The 11887-nt window shown below is 46.2% G+C and carries 11 protein-coding genes; 3 read left to right on the forward strand and 8 right to left on the reverse strand.

Annotated features, from left to right (window positions below):
• Positions 1-14: 14 nt before the first annotated feature.
• From AC4E8D_RS19070 to AC4E8D_RS19080, 3 genes are read right to left on the reverse strand one after another with little or no spacing between them, the layout of a single operon-like run.
• Positions 15-581 carry a nitroreductase family protein gene (locus AC4E8D_RS19070; RefSeq protein ID WP_490205075.1) on the reverse strand — a complete coding sequence of 189 codons (567 nt, stop codon included), beginning with the start codon at positions 579-581 and terminating at the stop codon, positions 15-17.
• Between the two features lie 52 nt (positions 582-633).
• Positions 634-1440, reverse strand: a complete 807-nt coding sequence (locus AC4E8D_RS19075) for a hypothetical protein (protein WP_490205076.1) — start codon at positions 1438-1440, stop codon at positions 634-636.
• 5 nt (positions 1441-1445) lie between these two features.
• Positions 1446-1898 (reverse strand): flavodoxin, encoded by a 453-nt coding sequence (locus AC4E8D_RS19080; protein ID WP_490205077.1) that lies wholly within the window; start codon positions 1896-1898, stop codon positions 1446-1448.
• Between the two features lie 227 nt (positions 1899-2125).
• On the opposite strand from AC4E8D_RS19080, the gene AC4E8D_RS19085 reads away from it, so the two are divergent.
• The 3 genes from AC4E8D_RS19085 (at position 2126) to AC4E8D_RS19095 (ending at position 4368) form a co-directional block, all read left to right on the forward strand.
• Positions 2126-2989 (forward strand): class I SAM-dependent methyltransferase, encoded by an 864-nt coding sequence (locus AC4E8D_RS19085; protein ID WP_017687801.1) that lies wholly within the window; start codon positions 2126-2128, stop codon positions 2987-2989.
• 2 nt (positions 2990-2991) lie between these two features.
• Entirely contained in the window at positions 2992-3723 is a 732-nt protein-coding gene (locus AC4E8D_RS19090; protein ID WP_490205078.1) for an RluA family pseudouridine synthase, read from the forward strand.
• 300 nt (positions 3724-4023) lie between these two features.
• Positions 4024-4368, forward strand: coding sequence for an MGMT family protein (locus tag AC4E8D_RS19095; RefSeq protein ID WP_490205079.1), 345 nt, complete (start codon positions 4024-4026; stop codon positions 4366-4368).
• 111 nt (positions 4369-4479) lie between these two features.
• Here the strand turns inward: AC4E8D_RS19095 and AC4E8D_RS19100 are convergent, their stop codons facing one another.
• The 5 genes from AC4E8D_RS19100 to parE form a co-directional block, all read right to left on the reverse strand.
• Positions 4480-5991: a DHA2 family efflux MFS transporter permease subunit gene (locus AC4E8D_RS19100; RefSeq protein WP_047843512.1), complete on the reverse strand. Its 1512-nt coding sequence runs from the start codon at positions 5989-5991 to the stop codon at positions 4480-4482.
• Entirely contained in the window at positions 5988-6434 is a 447-nt protein-coding gene (locus tag AC4E8D_RS19105) for a MarR family winged helix-turn-helix transcriptional regulator (protein WP_036613308.1), read from the reverse strand. Before AC4E8D_RS19105 ends, AC4E8D_RS19100 begins: the two co-directional genes overlap by 4 nt.
• A gap of 275 nt (positions 6435-6709) precedes the next feature.
• On the reverse strand, positions 6710-7150 hold the full coding sequence (locus tag AC4E8D_RS19110; RefSeq protein ID WP_221820408.1) for a MarR family winged helix-turn-helix transcriptional regulator: 441 nt from the start codon (positions 7148-7150) through the stop codon (positions 6710-6712).
• Positions 7151-7378: 228 nt separating this feature from the next.
• Positions 7379-9841, reverse strand: coding sequence for a DNA gyrase subunit A (gene gyrA, locus AC4E8D_RS19115; protein ID WP_490205080.1), 2463 nt, complete (start codon positions 9839-9841; stop codon positions 7379-7381).
• Between the two features lie 12 nt (positions 9842-9853).
• Positions 9854-11833, reverse strand: a complete 1980-nt coding sequence (parE, locus tag AC4E8D_RS19120; protein WP_221820406.1) for a DNA topoisomerase IV subunit B — start codon at positions 11831-11833, stop codon at positions 9854-9856.
• Positions 11834-11887 lie beyond the last annotated feature (54 nt).

Consider the following 11887-nt stretch of genomic DNA (forward strand, 5'->3'; position numbering starts at 1 on the left):
TAATGAATCTTTTTTTATACCAGATGGTCATAGACCGTCATCAGTTCAGAGGCTGGTCTGCTTGCATCCATATCCCGCAATGCAGGCTGGTCTCCGTAACCGATATGGAATACCCCCAGCACCTTCTCTTCACTTGTCAAACCCATCAAATTCATAAACACAGGATGTTGTTGATAATCATTGATCTTCCAGACAGCATTCAACCCCTGTTCCGCAGCCAGAATACTAAAGCGTTTGCTCCAGGCTTTGGCCGGCAGAAGATCATCCTCACGGGCATTTCTATGCGCCACGACAACCAGATGGGTTGGAATTGCTTCCGTGTATTGATATGTAGCCCAATCGCCGTAGCGATCAGCCAGATGGGGTGGATAGCTCTGTCTGACCGCTTCCAGATAAAGCTGTCGTCCTTCGCCTGCAAACAACATAAACCTCCACGGTTCTGAACTCATCACATATAATGAAGGATCTGCTTCATCAAGCAGCTTTCGTATAACCGACTGGGGTACTGGCAACGGACTGAATTCGCAAGTTCCTGCACGTCTCTTACCACTGCTTATATCTTGACTTAGACCGGTAGACATGGCAACTTCCCCTCCTCTATCTGCATGATATATCTTTATCCTTCAATCGCCTTCACATCAACCATGTTTTCTTCGGTTCAACGGCTTCCGTTCTCCAGCGATCCACCTCTTCGTGGATGCGCGCTTTATCACGCGTCGTAAACTGTTCTGACTCCAACACTTCTGCTTGAGGCATGCTGTCACGTATCAAGCGAATGTAGTCCATGGAACGGATCAGAGACTGGCGTCCAGGGATGTACCTAATTTTGCGTCCTTCCAACAAGCAGTATATCTCGATCATACCCGGTAATTTACCGAAGGCTTCCCAGCAGAATGCACTGACCATATGCTGAAACGCCTCAACTACGTTTGGATCGTGGACAACCATATATTTCTGAATAAGCAGCGAATCCCAGCCTTCTGGTTGCCAAGCCGCCTGGAATATCATCGATAAATGCATGGATAATGAAGGTAACTCCGTTCTCCACTGTTCAAAAAGAATGGCTGGATGCTTCAGATCATCGTTCATTGCAATGGCGAGTGACAATTCATCCGTAATCTTGTTCTTCACATCCCAGTAATGGAGAACAGATTCGAAACCATCCGTCTTTCTGGGCCACCATTTCTCAAGTAAATACTGTACAGGTACCTCTTTGCGAACATCGGGGTCGAGACTGTAAAAGGAATTGACCGCGTGACTCACCGCATATTGTACACGATGCCTCCATTGCAGTGGAGAACGCTGCTCAGACACTGGTTCAGGGCGGATGAATCGGTGTGGGCTGCGCAGCATTTCTTCCAATCTGTAATCTTCAAGCAGACGTCCAGGAAGGTCATTCCTTCCCAATGGTATCGCTGCCTGAACATTATGTCTTAACATGATCTTTAGGATACCTTTAATCCGGCAGCAGCGAAGCGTTTGCCAAAGTCACGGCATGTTTCCTTCTCCTGCTCAAGCGGACTGTATTCAATTTTCAACATCTCTGGAGATACCTCCGCCCCACGCTCTTGCAGCTTGGCAGCCGCGAGATCAACCGCTCCGCAGAACTGCTCATAAGACGTGTCACCACTACCGAACACAGCTGCTCTCTTGCCGCTCAAGTCAAGCTCATCCAACTCTTCATAGAAATCAAGGAATTCATCTGGCAACTCCCCGTCTCCCCAGGTGTACACACCGATCATGAATCCGTCATAGTCCAATACATCGGATGCATTACAATCCGTTACGGATTTCAGATCTGCGTCGTGGCCTCCCTGTGTAATTCCTTCCACAATCAGTTCTGCAATTTCTTCTGTATTTCCCGTCATGCTTGCATAAGCCACTAACAATTTAGCCATCTATTTTTCCCTCGCTTTAGTTTGATCATGTTATATTCTCTTCATGAAGAAAGAATGAATTTTGGATTAACAAAATCATATGTGATAATGATTATCATTGTCAAATTAAATTTTTGGTTATCTTTGTTTTTCAGTATATGGTGCACTCCCGTCCCCCAACTGGCGTACAAGCCCTTTTTTGTTGTACAATAGTATCCAAATGACTTTTGAAGGATGGATAAATCATTATGTACGTAGCTAAGAATTGGAAGGACTATGAAGTAATCGATACAGGAGGCGGCGAGAAACTGGAGCGTTGGGGAGATGTGATTTTACGCAGACCCGATCCACAGATTATCTGGCCCCTTGAGCAAGAAACCAATGAATGGCGTCAGGTGCATGGTCACTATCATCGCAGCTCTTCCGGTGGCGGTAACTGGGATATGAAAAAGCCCATTCCCGAGCGTTGGACGATCGGATACGAAAACCTGAAATTCCACATTAAACCTACCAGCTTTAAGCACACTGGCCTGTTCCCTGAACAAGCTGCCAACTGGAGCTGGATGATGGATAAAATCTCCAATGCAGGACGCCCTATTTCTGTCTTGAACCTGTTTGCCTATACAGGTGGAGCAACGGTAGCCGCAGCTTACGCTGGCGCTTCTGTTGTGCATGTGGATGCAGCTAAAGGCATGGTTCAATGGGCCAAGGAAAATGTTCAATTATCCGGACTGGCTGATCGCCCTGTTCGTTTTATTACAGATGATGTATTCAAATTCGTACAACGGGAACAACGTCGCGGAAATCGTTACGACGCCATTATTATGGACCCTCCTTCATATGGCCGAGGCCCTAATGGAGAGACATGGAAACTGGAAGAGAACCTATATCCTTTCTTGAAGTCTTGTATGACAATCTTGTCGGATAATCCATTATTCATGCTGGTTAACTCCTACACTACGGGCATTTCCTCTACGGTTCTGCGCAACATGTTGACCATGACGATGTCTGCTCAGTACGGTGGTGACATTACTGCAGGTGAAATTGGTCTGCCAATCACACGTAGTGGTCTTGATCTGCCTTGTGGTATTCTGGGCCGTTGGGAGTCTTAATCATGTCAGAACATCGGCATGACCACGATGCGATTCCGGTTCTGTTCGAAGACAACCATCTGTTAGGCATTACGAAGCCGGTCAATGTACCTACCCAGGAAGATTCATCAGGTGATCCGGATTTGCTTACATTGCTGAAGCAGGATCTGAAAGAACGATACAACAAACCTGGCAATGTGTATCTCGGGTTAGTACACCGGCTTGATCGTCCTGTTGGAGGGGCAATGATTTTTGCCAAGACTTCCAAAGCAGCTTCGAGATTGTCCGAGACTGTGCGGGGACGTCATTTCCGTAAAATATATGCAGCTGTTGTACACGGCAAGTTGCCTGCACAGCAGGGAACGTTAAAACACACGCTCCTGAAAGATGCACGTACAAATACTGTTACTGTTGTACCTAAAGGTACGGCTGGCGGTAAGGATGCCGTTCTGGATTACCAGGTTATTGGAGAAACAGATCGATACAGTCTCATTCATATCGAACTGCACACCGGCAGATCTCATCAGATTCGGGTGCAAATGAAAGAAATGGGCTGTCCTCTGTACGGGGATCAGAAATACGGCGCAAGCGTGAATAAACCCGGGCAACAGATTGCTCTATGGTCTGTGATTGCAGCTTTTCCTCATCCAGTTACCAAGGAAGAAGTTATTCTGCAATCTTTACCTGCAAGAGAATTCCCATGGGCAGAATGGCCCGCTGCCGTGTACCAAAAGGCTTTTGGACAACCTCAATAAGTACGTGTTCAAAAAGACTGGTTTTCAGTACCGAGAAGATGGGATGAAGATAGAAATGGAGTAGCGGAGCGTAGAAAAGCTACGTGAGCAACGGACATTTCGGCTGAATTCCATATTCGATGCTTATGAGGCCGATAGGCATCATTCGTAATCAAAAGCGGTTTTTTTGAACAACCTCTATAAGTGCACAGGATCAGGTTACATCTGTCCATACAACGTGTCGTTCAGATTCTGTATCTGAACGACACGTTTTTTCATATTTTCTGCTAATTAACTAATTTACAGAAAGGAGACATCCTAGTGACCCCGTTTACCAAACAAGTCATTGCGATCATCGCGGCGATTCCCGAAGGTAAAGTGATGACTTACGGTCAGATTGCAGCCCATGCCGGAAGTCCAAGAGCTGCGAGACAAGTCGTACGTATTCTGCACTCGATGAGCCGCAAGGAACGTCTGCCCTGGCACCGTGTCGTCAATGCAAAAGGAGAAATCTCCATACCAGATGAACACTCGCGCATGATGCAGGAAACAGAACTGATTAGCGAAGGTGTGGAGTTTCAACTAAACGGAACCATTAATCTCAAACAGTTCGGTCATGAGCCCGATCCTGTATTTCTTATCGATCCAACGATCCAGCACGAATAATAAAAGTGCTCTCCTCCTATGGCGCACACCAAAAAAAGAGAACTCAAGCAGTTAGGGGTACCCCTTTTCAACTGCTAGAGTTCTCTTTTTTGTTTTTTTATCTGATGTTCGTTACGCTGTAGCCGTCGCTTTTTCCTGTTCTACAGTAACAGGTTCAACAGCTGGTTTTGTTTTCCGAATAAAGAACGCCATGATCAAAGCAACCACGGTCATTCCTGTAGCCACGATGAATGCATAGTTAACACCGTAAATCGTTGCATCTGCTGTAGCTGCTAACATCGCTGTCTTATTATTAGGGTCAACTTGGCCAGCAGCCACTGCATCCGCCAGATGTGTTTTGAGCTTACTACTCATGATAGTAACCAGAATGGCTGTACCGATCGCACCGGCAACTGTACGCAATGTATTGGACATCGCTGTACCATGCGCGTTCAGACGTTGAGGCAGTTGATTCAGACCTGCTGTCTGGATTGGCATCATCAGCATCGACATACCGAACATACGAGCCGTGTAGATAAACATCATGTAGCCGTAGGTCGTATCGATTGCCAGACGACTCAGTCCAAAAGTTGTAATCGCCGTAATGGCAAGACCCGCAACCGAAAGCCAGCGTGCGCCCACTTTATCAAATATGCGACCTGTAATTGGGGACATAATCCCCATCAATATCGCACCGGGCATCATCAGAAGTCCTGATTCAATCGGTGAGAATCCACGAATGTTTTGCAGGAAAATAGGAAGCAGGATCATACCTGCAAACATCGCCATTGTCACGAGCATATTGATAATCGTTGTTAATGTGTACATGTTGTACTTGAAAATACGGAACTCGAGGAGCGGATGATCTGTTGTCAGTTGACGAATAACGAACAGAATCAGGGATATCGCACCTACGACGAGACATCCAATGACAATTGCACTGCCCCATCCATCGGTACCCGCATCACTAAATCCGTAGAGCAAACTACCAAAACCTAGTGTAGATAAAATAACGCCTGGATAATCCAGTTTAGGTCTGGATTGACGTGTTACGTTTTTGACAAAAGCAATACCAATTGCCGTTGCAATAATAGAGAATGGCAAGATGATGTAGAACAACAATCTCCAGGAATAATGCTCAACCACATAACCTGAAAGTGTAGGCCCAATCGCAGGAGCCAGAATCATCGCGATCCCCATGGTTCCCATGGCCTGACCGCGTTTCTCAATCGGGAAGATGGTCAGGAATACAACGGTCATCAGAGGCATCAGGATACCTGCACCTGCCGCTTGAATGACACGACCTACCATCAGAATGGTGAAGGTTGGACTAAGACCACAGACTAATGTACCTATGGTAAATAGAGTCATGGCTGTAATGAAAATTTGACGCGTTGAAAATTTGGCAATCAGATATGCCGTAACCGGAATCAGTACACCGTTCACAAGCATGTAACCCGTGGTTAACCACTGGGCTTTGTTTGCATTGATCGCGAGGTCTTCCATGATTTTAGGAAGTGCTACGTTCATCAGGGTTTGGTTCAGGAATGCCACAAAGGCACCAATTAACAATGCCGCTACAATCGGGCCTTTCTTGATGTTGTCCATCGCTGAGGATGGAGCTGCAGCAGTAGTCGTACTCATATGTTGTTCATCTCTCTTCCTTCTAACTTTTCAATCATTTGACTATGAATTCTAAGTAGGTGCTCAAGGTCTTCCTTCGATATATCCAGAATGGGTGACACTCTTTCCATCCACAAATGGTGCGTTTCCTGTTGGGCCTGTTCCCCTTTATCCGTAATCTGAAGCTTAACGGATCGGCGGTCAGCATCTGAACGTGTGCGAACGATATACTCGCCTTTGACGAGCCGCTCCACAACAGCGCTCATGGAACTGCTGCCCATATGGCATAGCTCAGCCACTTCGTTGATGCCAATGGAAGGACGCTCCCTCAGGATGGATAACACCATAAACTGGATCGAAGTCAGCTCGATCTCCTTGTTTTCATTCCAAAATGCTCGAAAAAGCATTTGATTCACTTGGCGGAACGAATTAATAATATAGAATACTTCATACGTATCAGTCATTGATTCACCCTTTTACTTTTGGAATATAATATTTCGTACACGAAATATCAGGGGAACAATTATTTATTATAACAAAAATATTTACATAGTCAACTCTTTACATATGAATTCACAAAAATAATATTAGGACATACTAACTGTGTTACATCCATGCCTTTACTCAACTAACCTGGACACAGTCTGTATCATATGTAATTTGTAAATAAAATAACCATAGGGTTCCTGCATGAAACGAGCAGGCACTCCTATGGTTATTCAGAAGAATCAGCATGGTATCATACCGAAGTAGATAAGGCAGGCTCTTTGGTCTTGGGTGAGGTCATTTTGCCTAACAGATATACCAGCAATTGTTGATTGTGCATCGAAATGTTACTGAGAACAGAGTTCATGAATTCATTACGGATGGTGATTCCCCGTTCTGTTTCCATTCTTCCTTTCTCTGACAGAGATACCCACACAATGCGTCGATCCTGATTATCCCGATTCCTGCGAATCAAATCATTTTTCTCCATTCGATCGAGCAGCATGGTTACAGCAGCTGGCGTAGTCGACAGATAAGGAATCAGATCCGAAGGTTTCATCTTCTGATGATCTTCAAGTACCTCCAGAACAGCCAGCTGAGCCTCCGTTAATGAGGGTGCCAGCTCTTGATCCATATGCAATTTATAATCTTTGGTCAACCTGGACCAGCACTTGGCAAAATCGGAATTATACATCTTCCATCGCTCCTCTCTGCAACCGGTTATCACTTCACCTGCTTAAGTTTTCGCGCTCCAAAGCCGCATTCCTGCTGCCTTTTTTCAATTTCCTAGCGATCGACCGTAATCGACGAAGGTTGTTAAACTTCGCATGAATGCCCTCTTCTAATCCGCCTTCGAACAACAAAAAAAGACTCCTCGCATGACAGGATTAGCTGTTCTGCGAAAAGTCTCGTTTGTTTGTTTTTATGAAGATGATGCTGGTTGATTCTCATTGAAGTCCCTTAGAAGTTCAACGATCTCGTCCTGTTTATCCACATGAACGATCAGCTTGCCAATATGTTTGCGCTCTCTAATCGGAACACCTTCCGAAGAGATCGGGAACACTTGGCCTTCTTTGGTCATTACAGTGATCTTACGTTGCTCTTTGCAATAAAACGCTCCAGCAATACGGCTACCATTCGGTTTCACACGTTTGCCTTCTTTGAACTCGAATGTGGCAAGCCCCTTGCCTCCACGGCTCTGTATAGCGTAATCCAGAAGTAATGATCGTTTACCATATCCCAGATCGGACAACACGGCAACTTCACCTTCATCTCCTTCTACCCATAGAGCGGATACAACTTCATCTGTATCTCTTAACTGAATACCACGAACACCACCGGATACACGTCCCATTGGATTAACCTCATCCTCTCGGAAACGAATCGCCATAGCTTCTTTTGTAATCAACATAATATCTTGACCACCTGTACTTAGATGTACAGATAACACTTCATCCTCCTTGCCCACTTTACAAGCCGCAACTGCACCGGAACGCTTGGTAACGTAATCCTTCAGCTCCGTTCGTTTCACCTGTCCTCTTCGCGTAACGAAGACCAGACTGTGATTTGGCTCTTCAAAGGATTTCACAGCAAGCACACTTGCAATACGGTCATCTTTCGCAAGGGGAATGACATTCACAATGGCTGTGCCTGGATCTTTCCACTTGAATTCAGGTACCTGGTGAACAGGTAACAGGAAGTACTGACCTTTCCTCGTAAAGACAAGCAAGTTCTCAAGCGTATTTACTTCCAGAACCTGAGCGATATAATCGCCGTCTTTCACACCACTTCCGCTCCGTTCACCACCAGAACGTGTAAAGGACTGCATGCCTGTACGTTTCACGTATCCTTCTTTGGATAACGTAACAAATACATCTTCCGCGTTCACAAGTACTTCGAGATTAACCTTGAGTTCTTCCACTTCACCCTGAATCGCAGAACGACGGTCTATTCCGTATTTATCGCGAATCTCCATCAATTCTTTGCGGATGACTCCGATGAGCTTGCGGTCACTATCCAGAATGGATTGTAGTTGTGCAATCTTTTTCATCAGTTCACCGAGTTCCTTCTCCAGAGAATTGATCTCCAGATTCGTCAAACGGTACAATTGCAACGTAAGGATGGAATCCGCTTGGCGTTCCGTGAATCCAAACATCCACATCAGGTTATTCTGAGCATCCTGCCGGTTCTTCGACGCTTTGATCGCTGCAATGACCTCGTCAAGGATGTTAAGTGCTTTTACCAAGCCCTCGAGCACATGTGCACGGTCTTGCGCCTTCTCCAGCTCAAACCGGGTACGGAATGTTACAACTTCCCGCTGATGGGCAATGTAAGCCTCGAGAATCGATTTCAATCCTAATTGATGAGGTGCTTTATTCACAATCGCAACCATATTGAAATTATAGGTGACCTGCAGGTCGGTTTTCTTCAGCAAATAAGCCAAAATACCTTGTGCGTCCGCTTCTTTTTTCAACTCAACCACGATTCGCAGACCTTCACGTCCGCTCTCATCACGCACTTCGGCAATACCTTCAACCTTCTTCTCAAGTCGGATGTTCTCCATCGCTGTAACCAGACGAGATTTCACGACTTGATAAGGAATTTCGGTAATGACGATCTGCTGTTTGCCACCGCGCATGTTTTCAATCTCGGTTTTGGACCGGATATAGATCCGTCCCTTACCTGTGCGATAGGCATCCAGAATGCCGTCACCGCCCATAATCAATCCGCCTGTTGGAAAGTCAGGACCCTTCATAAACATCATGATTTCGTCCAGCTCAATCGACGGTTTCTCCATCACAGCGATCGAAGCATCAATGACTTCACGCAAATTGTGTGGAGGAATCTCCGTTGCAAATCCAGAGGAAATGCCGCTGACGCCATTAACCAGCAAGTTCGGATAACGGGATGGCAATACAACCGGTTCTTTGGCCGTATTATCAAAATTATCCTTAAACAGAACCGTCCGTTTCTCGATATCGCGAAGCATCTCCATCGCGATGGGCGACAAACGGGCCTCCGTATACCGCATCGCCGCTGCCGGGTCATCATCCTGTGATCCCCAGTTACCATGACCGTCCACGAGCATATGGCCCATTTTCCATGGCTGAGCCATCCGCACCATGCCCTCATAGATGGATGAGTCACCATGTGGATGATAATTACCCATTACGTCCCCAACGGTTTTGGCAGACTTGCGGTAAGTCTTGTCAGGCGTATTACCTGAATCGTACATGGCGTACAGAATACGCCGTTGTACTGGCTTCAACCCATCCCGGACATCCGGAATGGCTCGATCCTGAATAATATATTTGGAGTAGCGACCGAAACGGTCCCCAACGACCTCTTCGAGAAAGGCCGGCATAAATTGTTCTGATGGACTCATTCCAAGCACCTTCTATTCTTCGTACTCTGTAAAGTCGACGTTCTCTACAATCCAGCGTTTTCGCGGATCAACCTTATCACCCATGAGCGTAGATACACGACGTTCTGCTTTTGCTGCATCAACAATCTGTACCTTCAGCATCGCACGAGTTTCCGGATTCATTGTGGTCTCCCACAGTTGATCCGGGTTCATTTCACCTAGTCCTTTATAACGTTGAAGCTCAACATTATTACCGAATTCCTTCATGTAATTAGCCAGCTCTTCATCCGTCCATGCATATCGAACTGTCGCAAGCTTACCAGACTTACGAGTAAGTTTGTATAATGGCGGCTGAGCAATATATACTTTGCCTGCATCAATTAAAGGCTTCATATAACGATAAAAGAAGGTCAACAGCAGCACCTGAATATGTGCACCATCGGTATCAGCATCGGTCATAATGATAATTTTGGAATAATTGCTGTCTTCAACTGCAAATTCGGTTCCAATGCCCGCCCCGATCGCCGCTGTAATAGCGCGGTATTCTTCATTTTTGAGAATATCAGCCAGCTTCGATTTTTCCGGATTGAGCGGTTTTCCCTTGAGCGGCAAAATAGCCTGAATCTTCGAGTCGCGTCCCTGTTTGGCAGAACCACCTGCGGAATCCCCTTCGACAATAAATAACTCATTTCGGGTAAAATCCTTCGATTGCGCCGGCGTCAACTTGCCGTTCAGGTTGGAACTTTCACTGCGCTTTTTGCCTGTACGCATATCATCCCGTGCTTTGCGAGCCGCTTCTCTGGCTCTGGAAGCTTGAACCGCTTTGCGAATTAACGTTTGCGCTACCTGAGGGTTTTCTTCCAGGAACCGCTGAATATTTTCGGACACGACCGAATCCACTGCACTTCGAGCGGAAGCGCTGCCGAGCTGATCCTTGGTCTGACCTACGAACTCAACATCTGACATTTTGACACTGATGACGGCCATCATACCTTCACGCAGGTCATTACCTTCGAGATTTTTATCTTTTTCCTTGATCATGCTGGTACGCCGCGCGTAATCATTCATTACACGGGTATACGCAGCCCTGAATCCGGTCTCATGAGTACCGCCGCCCCGAGTAGGGATTGAGTTCACGAACGAAGCCAGTGTTTCCGTATAACCCGCGTTATACTGGATTGCCACTTCGACTTCAATGTCATCCTTCTCCGCATAGAAGTGAATTACATCATGCAACACATCTTTATTTTCGTTAAGAAAAGCAACAAACTGGCTTGCTCCGCCTTCATACATGTATTCATCCTGATTGCCCGAACGTTCATCCTTGAGCACAATTCTCAGACCCGAATTCAGAAAAGCAATCTCCTGAAGACGTTCTGCCAATGTATCATAATTGAATTGAATGCCGCTCTGGAACACCCGAATATCCGGTTTAAATGTAACTTTTGTACCTGTCCGATTGGTATTGCCCAACACTTCGAGACCGGAGACCGGTTCACCGACATGTTCAATCCCTTTTTTGTCCTTCCAATACTCGAATCGCTGACGATGAATCTTGCCATCACGGAAAATCTCGACTTCAAGCCACTCGGACAATGCGTTTGTAACTGACGCACCTACACCGTGCAAACCGCCTGATTTTTTGTATCCTGATCCACCGAACTTTCCGCCTGCGTGCAAAATCGTAAACACGACCTGGGGAGTAGGAATCCCTGTTTTATGTATACCTGTCGGAATTCCCCTTCCGTTATCCTGAACCGTAATAGAACCGTCCTTATGCAGCGTGATATCGATTTTGGAGCAGAATTTGGCGAGATGTTCGTCGACAGCGTTGTCGACAATTTCCCATACCAAATGATGTAAACCTGAAGTGCTGGTGCTGCCGATATACATCCCCGGCCGTTTCCGTACCGCTACCAACCCTTCAAGTACTTGAATGTCGTCCGCGTCGTAGCCTGAAGACCCCTGTCCTCCGCCTGTCGAACCTGCCGACATATCGATTTGCTCGACCATTCATGCTCCCCCTTCTTAACTTGCAACTAAAAAAATGCCTAAAATGCAAACAGA

It is taken from the genome of Paenibacillus sp. SRL342 (assembly GCF_984798905.1).

Coding starts and splice junctions, on each gene's coding strand:
- AC4E8D_RS19085 (WP_017687801.1), top strand. CDS start 2,126: ATGTACGTAGCTAAGAATTGGAAGGACTATGAAGTAATCGATACAGGA.
- AC4E8D_RS19075 (WP_490205076.1), bottom strand. CDS start 1,440: ATGTTAAGACATAATGTTCAGGCAGCGATACCATTGGGAAGGAATGAC.
- parE (WP_221820406.1), bottom strand. CDS start 11,833: ATGGTCGAGCAAATCGATATGTCGGCAGGTTCGACAGGCGGAGGACAG.
- AC4E8D_RS19070 (WP_490205075.1), bottom strand. CDS start 581: ATGTCTACCGGTCTAAGTCAAGATATAAGCAGTGGTAAGAGACGTGCA.
- AC4E8D_RS19090 (WP_490205078.1), top strand. CDS start 2,992: ATGTCAGAACATCGGCATGACCACGATGCGATTCCGGTTCTGTTCGAA.
- AC4E8D_RS19100 (WP_047843512.1), bottom strand. CDS start 5,991: ATGAGTACGACTACTGCTGCAGCTCCATCCTCAGCGATGGACAACATC.
- AC4E8D_RS19080 (WP_490205077.1), bottom strand. CDS start 1,898: ATGGCTAAATTGTTAGTGGCTTATGCAAGCATGACGGGAAATACAGAA.
- AC4E8D_RS19110 (WP_221820408.1), bottom strand. CDS start 7,150: ATGTATAATTCCGATTTTGCCAAGTGCTGGTCCAGGTTGACCAAAGAT.
- AC4E8D_RS19105 (WP_036613308.1), bottom strand. CDS start 6,434: ATGACTGATACGTATGAAGTATTCTATATTATTAATTCGTTCCGCCAA.
- gyrA (WP_490205080.1), bottom strand. CDS start 9,841: ATGAGTCCATCAGAACAATTTATGCCGGCCTTTCTCGAAGAGGTCGTT.